The 21,185-nt window shown below is 67.3% G+C and carries 15 protein-coding genes and 3 pseudogenes; 9 read left to right on the plus strand and 9 right to left on the minus strand.

What is annotated here, in order from left to right:
• Positions 1-17: 17 nt before the first annotated feature.
• Entirely contained in the window at positions 18-266 is a 249-nt protein-coding gene (locus OG395_RS04750) for a hypothetical protein (protein WP_327241739.1), read from the minus strand.
• On the opposite strand from OG395_RS04750, the gene OG395_RS04755 reads away from it, so the two are divergent.
• Positions 265-2,364: a recombinase family protein gene (locus tag OG395_RS04755; RefSeq protein WP_327241740.1), complete on the plus strand. Its 2,100-nt coding sequence runs from the start codon at positions 265-267 to the stop codon at positions 2,362-2,364. The two genes, OG395_RS04750 and OG395_RS04755, sit on opposite strands and share 2 nt — an antisense overlap.
• 84 nt (positions 2,365-2,448) lie before the next feature.
• On the opposite strand, the pseudogene OG395_RS58075 reads toward OG395_RS04755, so the two are convergent.
• A pseudogene (locus tag OG395_RS58075) lies at positions 2,449-2,844 on the minus strand (DDE-type integrase/transposase/recombinase); the annotation flags it as partial.
• 251 nt (positions 2,845-3,095) lie between these two features.
• Positions 3,096-3,509, minus strand: coding sequence for a transposase (locus OG395_RS04765; RefSeq protein ID WP_266977831.1), 414 nt, complete (start codon positions 3,507-3,509; stop codon positions 3,096-3,098).
• A 65-nt stretch (positions 3,510-3,574) separates the two neighbouring features.
• On the opposite strand from OG395_RS04765, the gene OG395_RS04770 reads away from it, so the two are divergent.
• The gene (locus OG395_RS04770) at positions 3,575-3,718 is read left to right on the plus strand and encodes a hypothetical protein (RefSeq protein WP_327241741.1); all 144 of its coding nucleotides are present in this window, start codon (positions 3,575-3,577) and stop codon (positions 3,716-3,718) included.
• Between the two features lie 212 nt (positions 3,719-3,930).
• Here the strand turns inward: OG395_RS04770 and OG395_RS04775 are convergent, their stop codons facing one another.
• From OG395_RS04775 to OG395_RS58080, 3 genes are all read right to left on the minus strand, one after another.
• Positions 3,931-9,909 carry a hypothetical protein gene (locus OG395_RS04775; protein WP_327241742.1) on the minus strand — a complete coding sequence of 1,993 codons (5,979 nt, stop codon included), beginning with the start codon at positions 9,907-9,909 and terminating at the stop codon, positions 3,931-3,933.
• A gap of 22 nt (positions 9,910-9,931) precedes the next feature.
• The gene (locus OG395_RS04780) at positions 9,932-12,097 is read right to left on the minus strand and encodes a hypothetical protein (protein ID WP_327241743.1); all 2,166 of its coding nucleotides are present in this window, start codon (positions 12,095-12,097) and stop codon (positions 9,932-9,934) included.
• A gap of 123 nt (positions 12,098-12,220) precedes the next feature.
• Positions 12,221-12,535 carry an enoyl-CoA hydratase-related protein gene (locus OG395_RS58080; RefSeq protein ID WP_442818513.1) on the minus strand — a complete coding sequence of 105 codons (315 nt, stop codon included), beginning with the start codon at positions 12,533-12,535 and terminating at the stop codon, positions 12,221-12,223.
• Positions 12,536-13,244: 709 nt separating this feature from the next.
• Here OG395_RS58080 and OG395_RS04790 point away from each other — a divergent pair.
• Positions 13,245-13,688 carry an SUKH-3 domain-containing protein gene (locus OG395_RS04790; RefSeq protein ID WP_327241744.1) on the plus strand — a complete coding sequence of 148 codons (444 nt, stop codon included), beginning with the start codon at positions 13,245-13,247 and terminating at the stop codon, positions 13,686-13,688.
• A 32-nt stretch (positions 13,689-13,720) separates the two neighbouring features.
• Here the strand turns inward: OG395_RS04790 and OG395_RS04795 are convergent.
• Positions 13,721-13,897 (minus strand): annotated as a pseudogene (locus OG395_RS04795) (IS110 family transposase); the annotation flags it as partial.
• Positions 13,898-13,993: 96 nt separating this feature from the next.
• Here OG395_RS04795 and OG395_RS04800 point away from each other — a divergent pair.
• Entirely contained in the window at positions 13,994-15,709 is a 1,716-nt protein-coding gene (locus tag OG395_RS04800; RefSeq protein ID WP_327241745.1) for an IS1182 family transposase, read from the plus strand.
• A gap of 5 nt (positions 15,710-15,714) precedes the next feature.
• Here the strand turns inward: OG395_RS04800 and OG395_RS04805 are convergent.
• Positions 15,715-16,791, minus strand: a pseudogene (locus OG395_RS04805) (IS110 family transposase); the annotation flags it as partial.
• A gap of 507 nt (positions 16,792-17,298) precedes the next feature.
• On the opposite strand from OG395_RS04805, the gene cutA reads away from it, so the two are divergent.
• A complete protein-coding gene (gene cutA, locus OG395_RS04810; RefSeq protein ID WP_327241746.1) occupies positions 17,299-17,625 on the plus strand; it encodes a divalent-cation tolerance protein CutA in 327 nt (108 codons plus the stop codon).
• A gap of 50 nt (positions 17,626-17,675) precedes the next feature.
• On the opposite strand, the gene OG395_RS04815 is transcribed toward cutA, so the two are convergent.
• Positions 17,676-18,920, minus strand: coding sequence for a helix-turn-helix domain-containing protein (locus OG395_RS04815; protein ID WP_327241747.1), 1,245 nt, complete (start codon positions 18,918-18,920; stop codon positions 17,676-17,678).
• Positions 18,921-19,167: 247 nt separating this feature from the next.
• Here OG395_RS04815 and OG395_RS04820 point away from each other — a divergent pair, with 247 nt between their 5' ends.
• The 4 genes from OG395_RS04820 (at position 19,168) to OG395_RS04835 (ending at position 21,136) form a co-directional block, all read left to right on the plus strand.
• On the plus strand, positions 19,168-19,545 hold the full coding sequence (locus OG395_RS04820) for an ATP-binding protein (protein WP_327249252.1): 378 nt from the start codon (positions 19,168-19,170) through the stop codon (positions 19,543-19,545).
• On the plus strand, positions 19,527-20,153 hold the full coding sequence (locus OG395_RS04825) for a hypothetical protein (RefSeq protein ID WP_327241748.1): 627 nt from the start codon (positions 19,527-19,529) through the stop codon (positions 20,151-20,153). The genes OG395_RS04820 and OG395_RS04825 overlap by 19 nt, the downstream gene beginning before the upstream one ends.
• 130 nt (positions 20,154-20,283) lie before the next feature.
• Positions 20,284-20,535: a hypothetical protein gene (locus tag OG395_RS04830; protein ID WP_327241749.1), complete on the plus strand. Its 252-nt coding sequence runs from the start codon at positions 20,284-20,286 to the stop codon at positions 20,533-20,535.
• Between the two features lie 31 nt (positions 20,536-20,566).
• Positions 20,567-21,136, plus strand: a complete 570-nt coding sequence (locus OG395_RS04835; protein ID WP_327241750.1) for a class I SAM-dependent methyltransferase — start codon at positions 20,567-20,569, stop codon at positions 21,134-21,136.
• Positions 21,137-21,185 lie beyond the last annotated feature (49 nt).

The raw sequence follows: 21,185 nt of genomic DNA on the forward strand, positions 1-21,185 counted from the left end.
ACTTCGGTGGCAATAGATCAATCTTCGCTGTCGCAGGTCATCGCGCGATCCTCGCTCTGGTCGCCGTCCGTGACAAGCCGCCGGGGCCTGCGGCCCCGGCGGCCGGGGGCGATGTCACCGCTGATGTCGCAGCCGAACTCGTCGACGCCCTGGCCTCGCTGGTCCTGGGACGCCTCCAGCCACCCTGATCCCGTCACCGTCACCGTCACCGTCACCGTCACCGTCACCGTCACCGGGAGTGTTGCGCTCGTAAGGGAGTCCGTCATGCAGGATCAGCCGTCCGGAGCGGGGAAGGTCACCGCTGATCAACTCCGGCGAGGGGCGTATCTCTATGTCCGTCAGTCCTCGCTGAAGCAGGTCGTCAACAACACCGAGTCCACCCAGCGGCAGTACGCGCTGCGGGGCCGGGCCATCGCGCTGGGTTGGGGCGAGGGCCAGATCACCGTGATCGACACCGATCAGGGACAGTCCGGGGCTTCCGCGGCGGGCCGGGACGGCTTCCAGCTGCTGGTCTCCGAGGTCTCGCTCGGGCGGGCCGGGATCGTGCTCGGCCTGGAGGTGTCCCGCCTCGCGCGGAACAACACCGACTGGCATCGGCTCCTGGAGATCTGCGCGATGACCGGGACGCTGATCCTGGACGAGGACGGTCTCTACGATCCCCGCTCGTTCAACGACCGTCTCGTCCTTGGGCTCAAAGGCACCATGTCCGAAGCGGAGTTGCACCTGCTCAAGGCGCGTCTTCGGGGCGGTCAGCTGTCCAAGGCCCGGCGCGGGGAGCTGAAGCAGTGCCTGCCGATCGGCTATGTCCATGATCCACTGGACCGGATCGTCAAGGACCCTGATGCCGCGGTCCGCGGCGCTGTCGAGCGGGTCTTCACCCTGTTCGCGGCGAGTGGCTCGGCCCGCCAGGTCGTCATCGCCTTCGCCGCCGACCAGCTGTCCTTCCCCGCCCGGATCCGCACCGGCGCCCACAAGGGTGAGCTGGTCTGGGGCCCGCTGAAGCACTGGCGGGTACTGAACATGCTGCACAACCCCTGCTATGCGGGCGCGTTCGTCTACGGACGGAAACGTTCCGGCCGCACCCCGGAGGGGAAGACCACGCTGTCCGACGTCCCGCGCGAGCAGTGGACCGCGTTGATCGAGGACCACCACGAGGGCTACCCCTCCTTCGAGCAGTGGGAGGACAACGGCCGACTGCTCCTGTCCAACGCGACCGGCCGGGGCGAGGGGAGCAAGGCCGGGCCGCCGCGGGAAGGGCCGGCGCTGCTGCAGGGGCTGGTGATCTGCGGGAAGTGCGGCCGGCGGATGACGGTCGGCTACCGCTTGCACCGCGGCGAACTCCTGCCCGACTACCGGTGCATGACCCATGCCATCCAGGACGGCGCCCGGATCTGCGAACGCCTGCCCGGCAAGGCCCTGGACGCCGCCGTCGCCCGCCTCGTCCTGGGCGCTCTCACCCCGCTGGCCATCGACGCCGCCCTGAAAGTCACCGACCAGCTCACCGCCCGCGCCGCCGAGGCCGACCAGCTCAGGGCCAGCCACGTGAAACGGGCCCAGCACCACGCCGACCTCGCCCGGCGCCGCTACCTCGCCGTCGACCCCGACAACCGCCTGGTCGCCGACGCCCTGGAAGCCGACTGGAACCGCGCCCTGCGCGAGGTCACCGAGGCCAAGGACACCTACGAACGCGCCAAGAGCGAGGCCGCCCCGCTCGAGGCAGCCGTCCGCGACCGGCTGGGCACCCTGGCCGCCGACGTCCACCGCCTGTGGGCCGATGCCGACACCCCGATGCGGGAACGCAAACGCATCGCCCGCCTCCTGATCACCGATGTCACCCTCACTCGCACCGACCAGATCACCGCGCAGATCCGGCTGTCCGCCGGGCAGCACCACACCCTGAACCTCCCCATGCCGCTGGCCGGCGGGAAGGTCTGGAAGACCCCCGCGGCCACCGTCGACCTGATCGACCAGCTCCTGGAGGACCACACCCACCGCGAGATCGCCGCGATTCTCAACGCGCGTGGTCACGCCAGCGGCAAGGGCCAGCCCTTCACCGCCCTGCTGGTCCGCAACATCCGCGACGTCTACCACCTCACCCACCGCTACGACCGTCTGCGGGCACGCGGCCTGCTCAGCTTCACCGAGTACGCCGACGCGATCGGCGTCAGCGAAACCACCGTCAAGATCTGGCGGCGCACCGGCCTCATCCACGGCATCGCCTACAACGACAAGAACTGCTACCTCTTCCACCCACCCGGCCCCGACCACCCCGCACCCGAGGTCGCCCAGGGCATCAGGCTCAGCGACCGCATCGCGGCCCAACAGGCCGCTCTGTCCGCAGAATCCCGAAGGAGCGCAGTGTGATGGCAACGGTTTGTCGTTCGACGTCTTCGGCCGCGAATGCGACTTGGTGACGCCGAGACCGGCCATCATCTGGGCGACGTTCTGCGCGACCATCGGGGACCCGCGGTCCGAGTGGATCGTCAACTGCCCGGGTTCGATGCCGTACTTGGCGATCGTCTCGGACAGGAACCGCTCGGCGAGGTCCTTGTTCTCGTGGGCGGCGATCAACCAGCCGACCGTGTAGCGGCTGAAGATGTCGATGATCGTGTAGAGGCAGTAGTAGACGCCCTTGACCGGCCCCTTCAGCTTCGTGATGTCCCAGCTCCAGACCCGGTTCGGGCCCTCGGCGACCAGCTCGGGAACGGTCCGGGGTGGGTGGACGGCCTGACGGCGGCGTTCACGGACCTCGCCATGTCGTCGCAGGAGCCGGTACATCGTCGACTGCGAGCACAGGTAGACACCCCGGTCCAGGAGGACCGCGTAGATCTCGGCGGGCGCCATGTCAGCGAACTCCGGGGAATGGAGCACATCGAGGACCCGTATCTCCTCCTCGGGTGCGAGAGCGCGGGGGTGTCGGCGCCGTTCCCGCTGCGGCTTGGCCGGGGCGGGGCTTCGGCGGTGTTGGCGGTAGTAGGTGGCACGGCTCACGCCGAGCGCGGCGCATGCCTGGACGCGTCCGACCAGCCCGGTGAGCTCTTCAAGGGCCTGGTTGCGGGCGGTGTTGAACGCCACGGCCGCGAACTGGGCCCCGGTCACTGGTTCTTCTCGCCGTTCCTGTTCGGGGCGCTGTCCGTGGCGAACTGGTCGAGCAGCGCGGAGAGTTTTCCCTGGACCTCGATGACGGTGCGGGCCTTCGCGAGGTCGGCTTCCAGGCGGGCCTTCTCCGCCTTCAGCTTCGCGATCTCCTTGTCCCTCGGGTCCGCCTTCGGCCGTCCGGCCGACGCGGCGAGCCCGTCCAGGGCGCCCTTGTCCCGCTGCTGCCGCCACGTCGTGATCAACGACGAGTACAGACCCTCCCGCCGCAGCAGAGCGCCCTTGCCCTTCTTGTCCAACGTCTCGTACTCCGCGAGGATCCTCGCCTTGTACTCCGCGGTATACCGGCGCGGACCGGTCGAACGGGCTTCTACCTGCGGATCAGGGGTCCCGTGGTCATTCGTGCTGGCCACCCGGGCACTACTCCTTCTCCGCCCTCGACTCAATGAATCATCCAGTATGCCTGACTCGATCTACTTTGACAGAGAGGGTCCTGTACGAACGCACCGGAGGCTACTTCAAGTTGCTGTCCCGGCTCATCTGCCAGGCGGCCGTCACAGCGATCCAGACGAGCGTCGAGGACATCACCGAGGAGATCCTCGCGGACATCGACATCGCCTGAACCGCGACAGCCACCAGCCCTCAAAGGGGCGGGGCCGCCGAGACCGAACGTCAGTCACCCTCTGCCCTCACGTTGGGGGGTGACTTGCCGCTATCGGCTTCAGTCTCCCTCGTGGTGTGCATGGTTTCCTGTAGCCACGGCTACAGCGCCGGGCAGCGGGGGCTGCTCCCTTTGGTGAGGGCGGGCCCGAGCCTCGGGCCCGCCCTCACAGTTCATCGTGTGCCGTGCTGCTGCCAGGCCTTGGCCAGGACTGGTTCGACTGCCAGTCCACGCGGGTCGACGTCCACGAGCATGTTCATTCTGCGCAAGACGCCGAGATGGAATTCGATGTGTGGGTGCTCGGGTCCAAGGAGTTCGACGAGGTCGTCGAACGGCAGGGGCTCGTCGAACTCGCTGAGTTGCTGGATCAGCGGATGCAGGGGATGGGCCCCGCCGAGTCCTGAGTCCTCGACGAGCTGGGCTCCCGCAGGCCCTTCCAGATCGGCAGTGAGCTTCGCGAGGACCTTCTGCGGGGACTGACCACTGATCGCCAGTCCAAGCGTGTGGTTGAGGAGGCTGGCCCATCCGCCGGTGGCCTTGAGCAGCGCCACGCACTGTGTGGGGTCCGAGAACGGTGCCATCGGATCTTGCTCGGCTGTCCAGCTCCGCAGGCCGTCCGTCGTGGCCAACCGCAGGAACACCATGTGCTCTTCATCTTCCGGGCCGAGCTCTCGTAGATGCCCGAGGTTGGAGGGATCGATCAGGGCGATGACGCAACGGCTGACACCCTCGGGAGGCTGATCGAGCACTGCCTGTTTCAAGGCCGTCCGCATGGCTGCGGGGGAGAACTCTCGCATGTCGCTGACGATAATGCGGTGACTGCGACCGGGGGTCCCCGCTTGGAGCTGCTTGCGGTAATCCCCCCGCTTCGTGGGGGTGATCAGCGGAGCGATCCTGCCGCTCACCCGCTCCTGCTGACTGGTTAGAGCGGTGAGTACGTCGTCCAGTCCGGAGGCAGGGGTGCCGATCACGATGCGCAGTCCATTTCGTCGAGCGGTCAACTCGGCGATCTGGGCTTCTGTCAGGGGGCTGATGCGGTTGCCAGTCAGAAGTCTCCGCGCGTGGGTGGCGGAGAGTGCTGTGACGGTTTCACTTTCCTGGGAGGACAGCTCCTCTTCGATCCCGGCAGGGGTGCCCAGCAGACGCAGGACGTTGGATGAGCGAAGTCGCCAGCCCGTCTCGTCGGCAGCCAGCACGCCGAGCCCCACCATTTCTTCGAGGAGGGCTCGGTATTCGTCTGGCGTCGTGGCCGACAGAGCATGGGGCCACCAGTCGGTGCATTCGGTGCGGAGTTCCCTGCCTGCGACGGGCTGATCCACTCCGTTGCGGTAGGCGTGCAAGGCGAGGACGAGGGCGATCAGCTTGTACCGGGGATCGAGGTGAAGGGTGAGTCGTACGGTGTCCCGGATGCTCTTGTCGAGCGTGGCCGATCCGATGACTCGCTCGAGCATGTCATCGTCGATGATCCATGGAGGGCCGTCGTCCGCTGTTCGGCAGCTGTGGGTCTCGTGGACGAGCGCCAGACCGATGTGCTGGATGATCTTGGGGTGGTAGTTCGAATAAGCCAGGGCCCGATGGATCAGCCTGTCGTTTTGGAAGCGGATGCCCAATGCCTGCATCGGCTCGTGCAGCAGCCGGTAGGCGGCGCTGGGGCTGAGGGGCCCGATCACCAGTGGTTCGCCGAAGTGTGCCCCGGCAAGAGGCTGGTTGGGCAGGGCGGCGAACCTCTGTACCTGGTGAAGCCCGGCGAACACCGGCTTGAACCGGCGGTTGTTCGCACTCATGAGGTTCCGAAGGGCGGTGGTGTGCTGGAACCCCGTTCGGGCATCGCCGTCGAAGAACTCGTCGCACTCGTCGAAGAGGATGAGCAGCCGACGGGCCTTGTCCTCGTTGAGCCAGACGTCGATGTCCTTCTCCACCTGGTGCACCGTGCTGGCCCGGTGCTTCCTGCGCTGCGCAATCCCTGATCGCTCCAGGTTGGTGGTCAGGAGGTCCCAGAGCTGCTCCGGAGTGAGCCCCATGCCGGACGGCAGCGGGATGTAGAGGCTTTCGTGGTGCCGAGTGTTCCGGTACCGGGCGGCGGCCGCTTTGAGCAGGGCGGACTTGCCGAGTCGGCGGCCACCGTAAAGGATGCTCGAGCCCTGGTCGTTGAGCACTGCAGACAGTTCCTCGGTCCGACCGTAGAACATCTCTTCCGGCAGGGTGTCGCTGGCCTCGGGGAAGTACGGGCTGACCGCACTGAACGGGGCGAGAATCCGCTCGGTCGTGGCGAACAGGCCCGTTCCGCGGGATGCGAGGAAGGCCAGCGCGCACGCGTCGAGGATCAAGATCGGCTTGTCGCGCCGGGAGACGCACTCCTTTGCCCAAGCCCGCCGTTGCGCGACGCTTATCGCCCCGGCAACAGCCACGAGCACAGGCAGTTGACTGACGTCCTGCTCGATCCAGCCCATGAGGGTGCGGGCATCAGGCATGGACCTGGTTGTCATGACCCTCAGCCGGCCATTGGTGCCCGAACCGAATTGGGGCAGGCGGGCGGCTCCCACGAGCTTGACGTCGGTGATGTCGAACCATCGCCGGTTGGGAGGGTTGGTCAGGCCGGCCTCGTCCTCTTTGTCGTACTCGATCCCCGCCAGCCGCAAAGCAAGCCGCAGATGATGCCTGGCTTTCGAGCGTGGAGAGTTCCACTGGCTGTGCATCTGGAGGAACGCGGTGAGAGCTTCTGCCGCCTGCGAGCACTGGGCGGGGGTGAGCGCAGAGAAGTCGAGCCCGCGATGGTGCGCGCCGTTGGCGGCGTCCTTGATCAGTTCGGGGCTGACCCCGCCAGGCAGTGCCTCGCAGACTGCCGGGTAGAAGGCGTCGAAGTCGGTGACGGGATCGACGGTAGGTGGTTCGTCACCCGCGCGTGCCGCGATCAGGAACTCCTCCGCGGTGGCGAGATCGCCGCTGCGGATCAGGGCCCGAATCTCATCGGCCAACGAGGCCGAGGCGTTCCATTCGTTCAGTTGCTTGGTGGCCTTGGTCTGGAATTCGTTCCTCGCGTGTTCGGACAGTTGCTCCAGTCGGGAAACGATCTGATCGCACTCGCGACGGATGGTTCCCAGGTTGTCGTCGCCGAACGAGGCGCGGGCTGCTTCGAGTCGCGCGGTGATCAGGGAGCGTCCCGGCTCGCGGAGCTGGCCGAGGCGCGCGGCGGTCTCGGCCTTGAGCTGGACCTCCCGGTGCACGGCACCCACTTCCTGCCGGGTTGCCGCACGCAAACGGTGGTGCTCCTCCCGCAGTTCTCCGACGCGTTCTGCGGGACCACCGTGCAGCTCGAACATGTCCAGAGCGGTCCGCGCCGTCGCGTAGTTCTCGGCAGCGGCATGTTCGTGAGCCGCGGCTTCCCACTCGGTTTCCAGCGCCCGCTGCACGTGCTCGCATGTCACCTCGCGGCGGGGGATCAACTCGGCGTCGAATTCGAGATCGCTACAGCGCAGCAGATCCGCGTTGAGCGCGAGCATGGGTGTGGGTTCCGCCCCGGGGAGCCGGCCGGTGCGGAGAAGCGTCACACTCGTGCGCATCGCCGTCCGGCAGCGCTCGGCAGCCGCGGCCACCATCGGCTGGGAGGCCGAATGAAGCTCGGAGAGTTCCGCCTCCACTTCGGCGGCGTGTGGGGCAATGCGCTCGGCCAGGTGGGCGAAGAGCGCCGGGGGTTCGAACGAGTCGAGGTTCTGTACCGCGGTCAGCCATTGATGGACGTAGTCGAGGGATTCTTGTGCATATTGGAGGATGCGCCGGCGTGCTGCGCCTTGCAGTCGCGGCTTCTTGTGCCGTTTCTGGTTGTCGATGGTGGTGAGCTGCTGCTCCAGTGCGTCCGGTTTCCGCAGGGCCAGCAGTGCCGACCTGACCACGTCCAGTCGGGCTCTGTCGTCCCGCGCGACAGCGTGCAACAAGCAGCCGATCGGTCCGATCTCGCTCCACCACTCCCTGATGATCTCGTTCGCCCGAGGAAAGTGCAGGCTGCGCGGTTCGACAAGGCTTTTGCTCGCAAGCTCTGTCACGGAACTGACATCGACATCGGCATCCGGATGCTGGGCGCTTGCTTCCTCGCTCCTGCCGACCACGTGCACGCTCAACTGCCCTCGGGCGCATGCCTCGGCAACGACAGCGAGCGTGGCCCGCAAGGCTGGCAGCTCATAGAGCGAATCTGCTAGAGGGCGCAGTAGCTCGCCAGCGGCAGGGTCCGCCGAAACCAGACAGGTGCGGAAGAGCGCGGCAGCCCGCAGTAGCCGGTCTGACAGGTGTTCGGGCAGCGGCACCCCCGTCAGAGCCACGAGCTCCAGCCTCACGGATTCCGCGCAACTCCCAGTGGCGGTTCTCATGGCGTCAGCGAGGACGAACAGCCGCAAACTGGCAGTCGCATCCGACGCACCCAGTGCACACGCACAGTGATAGGCCAGCGGTGCCTCGTCCTGCCGCAGGATACGCGCGACCAGGTCATCAGACCGCACGGCAGGACCCGGGCCCGCGGGAGCCCCCTCGAGGGGCGCGGCAGGGTCGCGCGAAGGGCCGTCGCTCTGCCCGAAGCCCTCCGGCTGTGGTTCCGGTGGTGTGTCTGCTGTCGGATGCTGTCGCTGACCGCCCTGGGCCTCGGGCATCGGGTCTACTGCTTCAACGTGGTCGCCGGCGAGGTCGGGGCCATCTTCCTGAGGTTGCGGGACAAGGCCCGCCTGGTCCCCGGACGCGTCCTGGGCAGGAGGCGCGGGGACGCTTTGCGCCGGTTCGGTTTCGGGTTGCGGCGGTACGGCGGGGGCGCGCAGTGCCGTGTCGGGTTCCGCGGACAGAGCGGGGGTCACGTGCGGAGGTGCCGCTGAGGCGCTCACGCGCTCGGCTTCATCTTCTTCTGCTGTCGGTGTCGACGTCGGGGCTAGGGGGGTTTCGGAAAAGGGGGGAAAGCCGACCTTGCCCCTCAGCACCAGTAGAACCACCGGGCGGACCTCGGTAGGCAGTGTGCTCCTCAGCCGCGCGTCCAACTCCTCGATCAATGCCTCATCGTCCCTGGCCACCGCGTCTGCCAAGGCGATCACTTCGGCGACCAGCTCCGCCTGACGCGTGTCGTTGGTGTCCCAGGTGTCGGTCTGCCGAAGACGTGCGCATTCTTCCTTCAGGAGCGACAACCCCGGGTGTTCCTGGACGGACACTGCCCTCTCGCACCTGACCAGGGCGAGGAGTAAGCGCTGGCGGTCGTCAAGGAGACGGGCGCGCTCCCTCAGAAGGTCGCACAGACCGTCCCGGTCGGCGGGCAATTGCTGATCGGGGCCCGCGCCTGAGGCGTTCAGCCCGGCCCGGATGGCCGCCAGTCCTTCGAGCAGCTCCTCGATCGGCTGCCAGCAGTCGGCAACCGGAGTCTTCCCCGCTTCGAGGTGGTCTGCTGTTTGACGTGCGGATTCGGCCGCTCGGTTGAAGAGACCGTCGAGGTGCGCCGCGGCGGCCTCACAGTCCCTGGCGTCATCCAGCGCCAGCAGCTGCTGTTCCATCGGGCGCTGGCCGATGTCCTCGGCGGGGCTCGCGCCCCGCTGTCCAGGAACGGCGCCGGAATGGAGGTCCGCCCACTCGGCTGCCAGCCGGTCGCACGCGTCGGCGATGCCAGCTACCTGCGCGGCCGGCCACGAAGGCAACGCCCGGTGCCGCATTGCCCAGGCCAGCACCCTCGCATGACCAGGGTCGCGATTCCAGAACGCGAGCGCCGTGAGGAGAAGCTCAGCCCGCGGAGCTTGCTCCAGGCTGTCCACCAGGGCTTCGTCGCCTGTGCCGGCCACCCACACGTCCTTGGTGTGGGAGAGCCCTTCGTACAGGGGACCTCCCAGGACCTGAGCAGCGAGCAGCCGGTATTTCGCCGACTGCTGTGAGCGCAGCTGTGCCAGGGCGTGACCGCAGATCATGGGAGTCAGCCGACCCATGGCCGGAACCCGTAAGCGCTGCAGCAATTGAGTGCGTTGGGTCTTACCCACCCTGTTGAGCAGGTCGTTCAGCTCGGCTTGGTCGAGAACCGCGAACACGTCGCCCAAGGGATCGCCGAGTCGATCCAGCCCCTCCGCAACCTCCTCCCGGAGAGCGCCAGGAGCTTCCACGTCTTTGTTGCGGGGCTTCGCCATCATCCTGGCTTTCGTCATCCGATCCTGGATCGCTTTCATGTCATTGCGGGAGGTGTCGGTGCCACGGCTTACCGGCGCCCGTACCCCGAAGGTGGCCATGCACGAATGTGGTACCGGCCGGGAGCTCGGTGTCGGCTTCTGTTCCCTCGATCTCGACGCGCCAGCGTGCGTAGTCCGACTTGGCCTGTGGCGACGCCTGGTGGCCGGTTGGAAGGCGCCTCTCCCTCGGACGCACCCAGTGCCGGGGAACGGATGCCTCCGTCATGCCCGATCCGCCCCATACACCGGGCGCGAGTATGCGCGATGCCTCGAACGGATCTGGCCACCAGGTGAAGATGTCCGGGCCGTGCCGCGGGCAGGGAGCCCGAGTGAGGAGGCCGAGAACGGCCATGTCCTCGCAGGTATGGATGACGGTCCACAGCAGGGCAGGGGATCGGATGTCCGCACCGAAGAGGGAGGCAGTGAGGCGGCGGCCGTCGAGCGCTCGGCTGTCCGCTGGACCAGGTTCGCCGTCCTGCTTCAGTGAGGCAATGATGAGCTGCTCCAAACAGGCCACCGCAGGCCGCCAGGAGCTTCGGGCCACGGTCGCCGGCCACTCTTCACTGGACCCGTGAAGCGCGTCTCGCCAGGGTTCCGCGCCGGGGCGGAAGCTGAACAATTCCCAGTCGCACTCCCACCGCACCGGCCCGAAGTCGGGTACGGTCAGCGGTTCCGGCAGGCATACCGTGGTTGCCACCAGGCGTCGGCCCGCCCGGGCTGCAGCCACGGTCACACGGATTCCTGGATACATGCTTGCTGGCCACCGTACGCCCGCAACACCGGAGGGCGTGGGCGTCACCTGTTGCTCGACCTCCGCGGACGGTTCCTCGGCGTCGTCGTGGTGCAGTCGAATGACCAGTGGACCAGCTGGAAGCAGCTGCTTGACCGGTTTGGTCAACTCAAGTCTACCGGCGGAGAGATCGTCCTTGCTCAATGCGATGGTGAGCACCACCAGCTCGTCGTCAAGGTGCTGCACATCCACGCGACTGGAGCTGCGTGCAGGATTGCTGGGGGTTCGTGCACGGTCCCTGGTTCCGCGGGAGTGCGTCTTGGAGAACCCGAGGCCAGCCGGGTTCAGAGGATCGAGTCCTTGAAGGAACTCAGGCAGGGGGTGGGACTGCGCCCGCCAAATCCCGCCCTGCTGCCATTGATCGTCGATGCGCAGGTCGGTCGAGGCAGGCGGTTGGTCCGTAGTGGCGGTCTCGGCCAGCACGAGATTGGCGTCCGTGAGAAGGGCCGCACCGGGAACGCCAGCCAATACGTCCTGGCCACTGTCGTCTACGCCGGCGAGAGCGTTCAGCAAGGGCCACAATGCCGTATAGCGGGCGCCCCCACCCGGTGCCGGACGGGCAACGACCGCGCGTATCTCGGCGGCCAGGGCGCCCGAGGCGAACTCTTCGTAGCGTCGCGTCGAGCGACTGTAGAAGCTCCAGCAGCGGAGTGTCCGGGAGTCGGCCATGATGTCGGCCACACAGGTCACGGCTGCTCGCACGGCTCGGGCGACGGACTCCGGCTCCGACCTGCCGCCCAGCCAGTCGCATAATGGGCCTGAGTCCAAAAGTGACCGTCCGGGCCCGCCCAAGAACGTAGCGTAGGCACCAATCGCGTCCTGGACCGGCACCTCTGGTGCGAATATCGCGGCAGATCCCGTGAGTTGACCCCGCTCGAACCCACCACCTGGGCGCTGCCACCGCCCTTGCTCCACTGCCTCCTCGGCACTCAACGCTCCGAACACCGTGGTGTCGATGACGAGGCACTGTTCGGCGAGCCCTGCCCCGGGAGGAGCACCGGAGAGCGCTGCAGGAGTCCAGCCGTCCGGTTCCGCTCCGTCACAACTGCCGAACGCCGCCGCCACCTCGCCCCACACTTCACGGGTTCCACGCGTGAGTCGCACGAACACGCCCGGAGGCAGGGAAGGCGCAGGACCGCCCACGGCCACCAGTACGAAGTCGGCCGGATCGACGTCGGCCGTGTATCGAAGCCGATCCGAGTCGTAGCCAAAGTAGAGGCAGTTGAAAGCGCTATTGGCATGCAGGAGGCCGCCTCGGGCTTCCAGCACCGCCTCCAAACGATCGACCAGCCGATCTCTGTCAGCCTTCGAGACCGCGTCGATGCCTAAAAGGATTTCCGGACCGAACAGCGTGCCCTCTCCCTCGGAAAGCCCCATGGCAGCTCCCTCCCCCGGACAGTCGCCCACCGACGACGGCCGCCAGCTCGCCGCGGCGATTGAAGCCATTCGTACCTCATTGAATGGATCACGCACAGGCTTATGGTGGATTTAGCCCCACGTTCATGCGCGTCCCCGCCTGCCCCGCTCGTTGGTCGTGGGCGGCTGTAGTGCGCACGACGCCGCTACGGTAGGCGCGGGCGAAGCCGGGGAACGGCGAAGTTCGCAGCCTCCGCCGAGGGCACGGACGGCCACGGCTTCGACGGTGGGGGATCGGGCATGCGCCAATCGGTCCCATGCGGAGAACCAGGCGCTCATGCACATGTCCAGGTACCCCCGGGGCTGCACCTCTTTGAAGCTGGCTCCGGCTGCGAAGGCGCGGTCGGAGCCGGTGAGGACGACGCGGCCGGTGTTCGGTCGGGGATCTGTGCCGAACACCTGATCAGTCGTGAGATCTCTGACGCAGCCCCTGGCTGACGTACTCGATCGTCTCGTCGTCGAGATGATGCACCCCGGCCTCGTTCTCCCGTTGGCTTCCTGGCGACGGCTCTCGCGCTCGGGGACGCCCTCGTCGGCAGCAGGCCAGGTGGTTCAGCAGTCCGGTTCGGAAGAGCTCGCCCTGGTCAGCGATATCGGATGGACCAGCGGGCGCAATCCGCAGAGCCAGCAACACTTGTCAATCGCAACCCGGCCACACCGGAGAATCTGCACCCGCCTGACCTGGTGTTTTCCGGGACGTTGTACGTTGACATGCTCCCGGCGGAGGTTTCCAGTCCTTTGGAGTTCTTTCTTGTCTGCCGTGGGCGAATGCCTGCCGACAGCTGCGTGGAGCCCTTCTGGCACGGACCCGTTGAGGCGCGAGACATACGCCGGCACCTGCATCATGAAGCCGTTACACGACCTCGTCGACGAGAGGACCTTCACCATGGTGTCGAAGCGACGCGCCACCCTGAATGACGCGCTGCCGTCTGACTGATCCAGGTCGGTGGGTGAGTCCCACCCACCTTCACCGGTAGCAACCGACTTTCGGCGTGCGCTGAACGGCTGGGTAGACACCTCACGGTGGTAAGCAGTCAAGTCGCTTGGTGCTGTGTTCGAGTCAAGGGTTTGTTGCGTGGGTGTCCTGGCAGCGTAAGAATGTGCGGGCATGAGCGATCTCGACCCCGTCACCCAGGCAACCCTGCGTTCGGCAGGCTGGTTTCCTGGGCGCCGTGTGGACACCAGCCTCTGGCGTGTGAGCTTCGCGGAGGCCGAGCTGGTGATGCACCCGGCCGCAGAAGCGTTCTTGGCGGAGTTCGGTGGTCTGCAGGTCGGGTCGCGGGGTGCCGGGATCACGCGTGCTCACGAGGCGTTCGACCTGGACCCCATGAACCTCTGGTGCAGTGAGGAGGACCGCTTCGCAGCCTGGAACGAGGCCAGAGGGGTCATGGTCTTCCCTGTTGGTGAGCTCGACCACGGCCATGCTCTTCTCGGAATCGACGAACTCGGGGAGCTCTATTCAGTCCAGCCCTTTCGCCTGGCCACTTTCGGGCGGCTTCCGGCAGGTTTGGACGGCCTCGTTCTCGGGGTCATGCCTCACAGGGTTGCCTGACTTCGGCGTTCACCGGCTGTCCAGCGGATCCGTCAGGCCGCAACGGTCAACGCTGTGGGGAAGGCGACGCGTTCGTCGAACAGCTGGCGGGCTTTGAGGCAGTGGTAGAGCTGGCCGAGCAGCCGGTTGAAGAGATTGCGCTGGGCGGCGGCGTGCCAGTCGGAGTGCTCGTCGCGTCGGCGCCGGTAGTGGGCTTTGGCTCCCATGGAGACTCTGCTGCGCAATTCCGTGCGGGGGTGAGGGTGGGCGCGCGATGATCGTTCGTGTGGTCGTTGTCCTGTCGTGCGGCCGTGGGGGTGGTGTGGATGTCGATGCGGCCGAAGGGGCTGCCGGAAGTCCCGGAGCAGACCGTGCTGGTGGCGCGGGCGGCGTTCCCGCGGGGGAGCCTGGCGATGCGGGTGCGAGACCGGCTCGCGGAGGTCTTCGCGGACGAGCCGTTCGCGTCGGCGTTCGGGGTGCGTGGGGCTCCGGGTCTGTCTCCGGGGGTGTTGTGCCTGGTCACGGTGTTGCAGTTCGCGGAGGATCTGACCGATCGGCAGGCCGCGGCGATGGTGGTGCGGGCGATCGACTGGAAGTACGCGCTCGGGGCGGAGCTGACGGACACCGGCTTCGATGCCAGCGTGCTGAGCAGGTTCCGTTCCCGGCTGGTCGGCAACGGCATGGAACGGGTGATCTTCGATCGTCTCCTTGAGTACTGCCAGGAGGAGGGGCTGGTCGCGGCCGGGGGCAAGCAGCGGACCGATTCCACCCATGTGATCAGTGCGGTGCGGGACTTGAACCGCCTCGAGCTGGCCGGGGAGAGTGTGCGGGCGGCGTTGGAGGCCCTGGCTGTCGCGGCGCCGTCGTGGCTGGCCGGGCAGGTCGATGTCGCCGAGTTCGCTCACCGGTACGGGCCGCGGGTGGACGGCTGGCGCATGCCCGCCTCGCAGACGAAACGCGACCGGCTCGCGCAGGTCTTCGGCCAGGACGCGCTGGCGTTGTGCCGGGCGGCCTGGTCACCCGGCACACCCCCATGGATCCGTGAGATCGAGTCCGTACAGATCCTGCGGCAGATCCTCGTCCAGACCTACTGCCTGAGCACCGACACCAGGGGACGGGAGGTGATCAAGAAGCGGGCCGCCGACGACGAGGGTGTCCCGCCCGGTCATCGCCGCCTCGCCTCCCCCTACGACGCGAACGCACGCTGGGCGGCCAAGGGCGAGGATCTGTTCTGGATGGGCTACAAGGTCCACCTCACCGAGACCTGCGACACTCCCACCGAAGCCGAAGCCGAAGCCGAAGCCGGTGTCCGGGCGGCACCGAATCTGATCACGGACGTGTGCACCACCGATGCCACCGTGCCCGATGTGAAAGCGACCGCCGCGGTCCAACAGCGCCTGGCCGAGCACGGCATCAGGCCCGCCGAGCACTGCCTCGACTCCGGCTACCCCTCGGCCGATCTCATCGCCTCCGCGCTGGACAAGGGCATCCGTATGGTCACCCCGGTCCTGCTGGACCACTCGCACCAGGCCAAGGCCGCTACCGGCTTCGACAAGAGCGCCTTCACCATCGACTGGAAGGCCCGCCAGGTCCGCTGCCCCGCCGGCCAGAGCAGCGCGCACTGGAACCCGGTCAAACAGCACGGAACGGACGCGATCGTCATCACCTTCGGCGTCCGCACCTGCCGCTCCTGCCCCTTCCGGGAGCAGTGCACCAGCTCCGCGAAGGGCCGCCGCATGCTCACCCTGCGCCCCCGGGAACCAGAGGAGGCCCTCGCCCGAGCTCGCGCCGAGCAGAAGACCGAGACCTGGAAGACCAAGTACGCCCTGCGAGCGGGCGTCGAGGGCACCATCAACCAGGCCCTCGACATCACCGGCATCCGCCGGGCCCGCTACCGCGGGCTGCCGAAAGTCCGCCTCCAGCACGCCTTCTCCGCCACCGCGCTCAACGTGATCAGACTCGATGCCTACTGGACCGGACACGACCAGCATCACACCCGCAGCAGCCGCCTCGAACGCCTCGCCTACCGGCTCACGGCCTGACCCAGGAATTGCGCAGCAGAGTCCATGGAGGCCGTCAGGGACGCGAAAGCCCAGAGATATCCCGCATGGTTGAGACGGTCGTTCTTCACCCAGCGCCGGGTGATGCTCGACTTCTTCCCCGAGACCCGGGTGATGGGTGAGGCGCCGGCGTAGACCTTCAGGCCACGGGCGTCGGCAAACCGGGTGCGATCGTCTCCGATCTCGGCCAGCACACGGGCACCGAGCTGGGTGCCGAGGCCGGGAAAGCTGAGGATGATCTCCGCGTCAGGATGCTGCGGGAAGACTTCCTCCACCGACTGGGCGAGTTCGTCCGCGGCGGTGCAGGCGGCCGTGAGCTGGCCCAGGAGAGCGAGCATTTGCCTGCCCAGCGCGTCCTCGGCCAGGGGCGGCTGGTGGGCCCAGTCCTGGCGGAAGGCCTCGCGGAGCCGCTCGGCTTCGGCCTCGATGCCGCGCTTACGGCCGGCTCGTTTGAGTGCGGCGGTGATCTGCGGGGGCGTCAGGCGGGCGGCTCTGGTCGGCGTGGGGACCAGCTTGAGGAGCTCGCGGGCTTCCGGGCGGCACAGACCGTTGTCCCACTTGGCGCAAGCCGCTAACGCGGCGGGGTAGTACTCGCGCAGCAGGGAGCGGAGCTAGTTGGCGAGCTGCTGTCGATTCCAGGCGGCGTCCTGTTGGGCCCGGGCCCGGACCGCGATGGCGCGGGCTAGGTCGCTGTCGTCAGGTAGGGGCCGGTGGGCGTGCATGTCGGTGCGGAGGATGTTGGCCAGGACGAGGGCGTCGCCGGGGTCGGACTTCTTCCGGGAGACGGCGTGCCGGTCGCGGTATCGGGCGGCGGCCATCGGGTTGATGGCGAACACCGGCCGCTTCCCGGTCCGCAGCACGGCGACGAGCAGGCCGCGGCTGGTCTCGATCGCGACGGGGATCGGGTTCTCTTCGGTGTCTCCGTACTCGGCGAGCAGGTCCAGCAGGATCTTGTAGCCGGCCGCGTCGTCGGTGATGTGCCGCTTGGCCAGGAGCTGGCCGCTGTCGTCGACGAGGGCGACGTCGTGCGTCTTCTCCGCCCAGTCGATTCCGCAGTAGATCAAGATGTTCCCTCCCCAGGGGTACGGATGTGTTTGCGCTGGTCACGAGCGCATGCGGGCCACGCAGCGACCTAATTCCAGGCCTCGGCCGCCAGGGCCGGGCCGCCACCTCACTAGCCGTTCGTGGCACCAGCGCATCCCGCGGGCCTCGGTCTATGCGGGAGCTCGGACGGCTCGGGCGTATCAAGAGGTCACCGTGGGACGGGCTCGCACCACCACTCCAACGAGTGATCAAGGCGATCGGTGGTGACGGCTACGGGAAAACCGGACGTCGCCGCTCTATGTGTAGACATCGGCTGCCCGGGGCACCCAAGGCATCCATCCAGCACTCACGAGCCGTCACCACCGCGGCGCGGCCGTCCACACGGTCTACCCAGAGGCCTCACGGGCCAGGGTCGCAGCAGGCGTAACGGACCTCACCACTCGAACACTGCCGTGAAGCCACCCGGCACCACTGCAGTCCTTGCGAAGGAATTAGGGTCGCGGTACCCGAGCTGGAGAGGTAGTTGCATGGCCCACGAGATTGTGATCGCGCAGACGACCAGTGACGACGAGGATCAGGCGAAGGCGCTGGCCCGGGGCGCGGTCGAGAGCAAGTTGGCAGCGGGCGTTCACATCGATGCGCCGATCACTGCCTTCTACTGGTGGAAGGGGAAGGTCGAGACGGCGCAGGAGTGGCGGATCTCGTACATGACTACGACGGACCGTCTCCCGGCACTGGAGGCGTGGCTGCACGAGAAGCACCCGTATGACGTCCCCCAGTGGATCACGCTGCCAGTGACCGGAGGGTCGGAGGCGTACCTGTCCTGGGTGGTCGAGGAGACTCACCCGCAGTAGAGCACGCTACCGGGCACCTCACCGTCACCGAGTCTGCGCGCCGCGATGGCTCACGACGCGAACGCCAGCAAGTGGCCGGCCAGGTCGCGCTCCGTGTCGGGGAGCCAGGCGGCGATGCTCTGCGCTCGTTGACGTCCCATGGTGTTCGGCTTTGACTCCGCTGCTGCGGCGAACTGGCGCGCGACGTAGACCCCACGGTCTACGTCGCCGCCGCGCAGAAGCGCCGACGCCAGGTCCCCGAGGACCACCACTCCAGAGTCAGGCAGTTCCTTACCGAGGCGCTCGACCGCGGAGTCGGCTGTGACCGTCAGCTCTTGGCGCTTGAGTTCGCCATATACCGAAAGCGCAAGTGAGTCCATCCGGTACGGCGTCAAGAATCGAACCCACGCCTGCTCGCTGGTGTGGTTCGCGAAGTCATACGCAAATCTCGCCTGCTCCAGGGCCCGGAGAGCACCGGCATCGTCCCCTGACTGAGCCGCTTCCTCCGCATACCGCCCCAATGCCCACGCCGCTGCGGTCGCGTTGCCGTGCCCACGCACATCCTGAGCCGCCTGTGACAGCATCTCCAGCGCCTTACCCGGGGTAGCGGCACCATAGCTCGCGTAGCCCAGCGCCAGGGCGCGCAGAGGCGGGTGCCCGGCCTCCTTCGCGCACTCCGAGGTCACCTGGTAATAGGCAGCAGCCTTGTCGTGTTCCCCCAGGTCCCAGGCGACCCATCCGGCAAGGGCTGCGGTTTCCCCCGCCGCAATGGTCAGCGCTCGCTCGTGGGCGCCGGCACGGGGAAGGGCCGCGGTGATCGCGTCCAGGTGTGACTCGACCCGGTTCTGCAGACTGCGTGCGCTTTCACTCAACTCGTCCACATGCAACCCAGCCGCGTGATCGATGAGCACGGATGCGGACTCGGGGGCGATCCTGGCTCCCTTACTGAGCGCGTAGGCGAGTCGGCCCCAAGGCTCGGCCGCGGCAGCTGCGCCGACGACGGCGCCCCCCAGCAGCGTTCGGCGCTTCACGTCGTCCAGGTCCTCCCCTTCAGCGTCGTCCTTCTTCCTCCGCCTGACCCGGGCGGCTTTCGCCTCCCGCAGGAGCGGCTCCAACGGGACGCCGCAGGCAACTGCGATGTGCCCAAGCGTGTGGTTCGTAGGGACGTTCTCACCGTTCTCGTACCGACTGACCTCGCGGCGGGTCACCGTCGCCCGGCCCGAGGCCGTGTTGATCGCGTCCGCCTGCTCATCCTGCGATCGGTCCGCGTTACGGCGCAGCTGACGGAGTAGTTCGGCGAACGGATCTGCTGGCATGAGTGTGACCTCTATCGGTGGGGGAATCCCATCCTGACCCCAACTCCCCCCTACTTTCCCCCCCTTGACAAAGTTTTCCCCCCTTAGGTTTCCCCTGTTCCGGATCGCGACACCACGGTGCGATAGGCACATGACCACGCACCGTGCAGCAACGCCTCCCCAACCTGGGATGGCTGACGGCGGAACCACCGCCGCCGGCAGCGCACCGGCCGTGTCTCCGCTGGCGTCCCGTGCCTTCGAGATGGTCATGACGCCGGCGAGTATTCACGTCGCTCAAGCACGAGGCACTACAGCGGCCTTGCTGAGGCAGTGGGCTCTGCCGGACACCCCGGCAGGAGATGCCCAGCTTGTCGTCTCCGAGTTGGTGACCAACGCGATCAGCCACGGCTCTGGGGCTGTGCGGCTGCGGGTGCGGTACGGCAACCACCAGCTTCGGATCGAGGTCACCGACGGGAGCACCACCCCGGCCAAGCGACGACGCGCAGGTGCCAACGACCTGGGCGGGCGAGGGCTGCTCCTAGTCGCGGACGTGTCACATCGGTGGGGCGTGGCCGACAACGGCCGGACTACATATGCGGTCATTCCCACTCTTACGGAGGCACCCCCATGTCGCCGCACGACGTAACCAACCTTGGATCCGACGTGTTGAGCCCCGTGGCCGACCCTGGCCTGGATCGGAAGGTGCAGTCGTCCGGCGACTGGCCGAATGCCGGCAATGACCGGATCCGGTGGCGGCACCGCAGCCCCGACCCGTTGGAGCGCCAGTCCCGCAATGGGCAGCTCCGTAAGCTCCGCCAGCACTTCCATCGAGAGGCTGTCGGAAAGCGCGATCGTCAAAACAGCGACCAGCAGCTCCGCGTCCTGGCGTACAGCTTGGTGCCGAGTCCGGGGGCCAGCCCCGACGAGGACTGGAACACCCTCCAAGCCGAGGCCGAGCAGCACGGCTACGCGATAGGAGCAAGGCTCCACGATGTTGCCGTACCCGTGCCCACGACGTACTTCCCCAGCTCTCGCACGGGCCGGAGCGTCTACACGCCCCCCTGGCAGCGCCCTGGATGGAGGGAAGTCGAGCGACAGATCCGAGACGGATTCGCAGAGGGCGTGATCGTCCTCGACCGGCACAACATCAGCTCCGATGACGACGAATACCACGCCGTGATCAAGCATCTGGGCGAGCGGTACAAGGCGTTCGTGCACCTCGTGATCCCCGAGGAGCCTACTGCGCCGACTTGAAGGCGTCCGCTGCGCTGGATGGACGAGAAGGGCTGGGGCTGGAGACAGATCAGCGCTCAGGTCCTCCTCATCGCCGCCGTCTTCGCCGTGCTCGCCATCACCTACGACTTCACCTGATCAGGGGGCCACCATGACATTCGAGAGACACACCGACCGGGCACCGCGGCTCCTGCCGCACCGCGAGCAGGGCGAGGTACTCCTCGCCATCCAGGAAGCCGCCCCGGAACTGCCTAGCGAGGCCGGGATCGGTCTCTTCGCCGTCCCCGCCGGCAAGGTGCAGAGTGGCGGCTTCGGCCTCTCCCGCTTCCACCGGCTCTCCCGCCTGCCGGCTTCGGGAAACGCGGCGTCACCGGATTCAAGTGACCCGCAGGACGCAGCGTGACGTCGCTATTGGACCGCCTCGGCCCCGCCCAGTGGGATACCTGGTACAGCGAGGGCCGGGCCATAGACCGCCTCGTGACCGAGCCGAGGCCGACCGCTTCCTCCAGCACGTCGACCCGCCCGCCGGGGCATCCGTACTCGACGTCGGCTGCGGCATCGGCAGCTTCAGTCGGCAGCTCTCCCGTTGGGGCTATGACGTACTGGGCCTGGACTTCTCGCCGGTCGCGATCCGGACTGCGCATCGGCAAGGCGTCAACGGTCGGCTGGACTACGGCGTTCACGACTTCGACGCGGAGTCGATCCCGCCCCGGCTGCAGCCCGGTTCGCTCGACCTCATCGTTTGCCGCAACATTCTGCCGTTCATCGACCACACGCGTTTCATGGTCGACGCACGCCGTTGGTTGCGCCCTGGTGGGCAGCTGTACGTCCTTGCTCGTGTCTGGTCCGAGCGCGGCGGCGAACCAGACGAGAGGCCGTGGCAACGCGGCTTCACCGAGAAACAAGTGCAAGAACTCCAGAACGGGTGGGCCGAACAGGAACGCTGCTGGCTCGGCAGACACACCGCACTGTTCCTGTCCGACCCGCGCCACCGGACCTTGTGACCGCCGGCACCGGCGCGTCCACTCGCCAGCTCCGCGAACTCGAACCGGT

The sequence above is a fragment of the Streptomyces sp. NBC_01320 genome (genome assembly GCF_035974375.1).
Lineage (GTDB): Bacteria > Actinomycetota > Actinomycetes > Streptomycetales > Streptomycetaceae > Streptomyces > Streptomyces yanii.

Bases quoted from the DNA above. Each gene is read 5' to 3' on its own strand.
- OG395_RS04755 (WP_327241740.1), top strand. From the start codon at position 265: ATGCAGGATCAGCCGTCCGGAGCGGGGAAGGTCACCGCTGATCAACTC.
- OG395_RS04825 (WP_327241748.1), top strand. From the start codon at position 19,527: ATGTCGCCGCACGACGTAACCAACCTTGGATCCGACGTGTTGAGCCCC.
- OG395_RS04820 (WP_327249252.1), top strand. From the start codon at position 19,168: ATGACGCCGGCGAGTATTCACGTCGCTCAAGCACGAGGCACTACAGCG.
- OG395_RS04750 (WP_327241739.1), bottom strand. From the start codon at position 266: ATGACGGACTCCCTTACGAGCGCAACACTCCCGGTGACGGTGACGGTG.
- OG395_RS04780 (WP_327241743.1), bottom strand. From the start codon at position 12,097: ATGGGGCTTTCCGAGGGAGAGGGCACGCTGTTCGGTCCGGAAATCCTT.
- OG395_RS04830 (WP_327241749.1), top strand. From the start codon at position 20,284: ATGACATTCGAGAGACACACCGACCGGGCACCGCGGCTCCTGCCGCAC.
- OG395_RS04800 (WP_327241745.1), top strand. From the start codon at position 13,994: ATGTCGATGCGGCCGAAGGGGCTGCCGGAAGTCCCGGAGCAGACCGTG.
- OG395_RS04790 (WP_327241744.1), top strand. From the start codon at position 13,245: ATGAGCGATCTCGACCCCGTCACCCAGGCAACCCTGCGTTCGGCAGGC.
- cutA (WP_327241746.1), top strand. From the start codon at position 17,299: ATGGCCCACGAGATTGTGATCGCGCAGACGACCAGTGACGACGAGGAT.
- OG395_RS04775 (WP_327241742.1), bottom strand. From the start codon at position 9,909: ATGACGAAAGCCAGGATGATGGCGAAGCCCCGCAACAAAGACGTGGAA.
- OG395_RS04815 (WP_327241747.1), bottom strand. From the start codon at position 18,920: ATGCCAGCAGATCCGTTCGCCGAACTACTCCGTCAGCTGCGCCGTAAC.